The sequence below is a fragment of the Burkholderia sp. KCJ3K979 genome (genome assembly GCF_016759955.1).
In the GTDB taxonomy this organism is placed as follows: Bacteria; Pseudomonadota; Gammaproteobacteria; order Burkholderiales; family Burkholderiaceae; genus Burkholderia; species Burkholderia orbicola.
Genome location: NZ_JACFYV010000494.1, coordinates 1 through 378 on the forward strand (window position 1 = coordinate 1; position 378 = coordinate 378).

1 protein-coding gene is annotated in these 378 nt (G+C 74.9%); it reads right to left on the minus strand.

The features are described 5' to 3' along the window. Nucleotides 1-378 (minus strand): M23 family metallopeptidase (locus tag H3O04_RS35795; RefSeq protein WP_442862866.1); only part of this gene is annotated, 378 nt, incomplete at both ends.

Below are 378 nucleotides of genomic sequence, written 5' to 3' on the forward strand. Positions count from 1 at the left end.
GCGGCCCGCCGGCGCCGCGAGATCGACGCCCGAATGCACGTGACGCGCACCGCTCACCGGATGCACGCGCGCGCCGAACGGCGAGCTGATGCGCGTCGCGGCGACCGGCATCGCGAAGCGTGCGCCGGCGAGCGGCATGCCGTCGAACTCGTAATAGGCGCCCGGCGAGCCGGCCTGCGCGGCGAACCACACGGCCGCGACGCGCTGCCCGCGAAAGCGGACATCGAGCGCCGTCACGCGTACGCGGCCCGGCCGCGTTGCGCCGTGGTCGGGCTCGAATGCCACGCGGAAAGTATCGCCATGCGCGCCGCGCTGCTTCGGATCGATGCGCCCGGCCAGCATGCGGGCGATCTGCGCGGCGACGTCGGCCGGCAGATC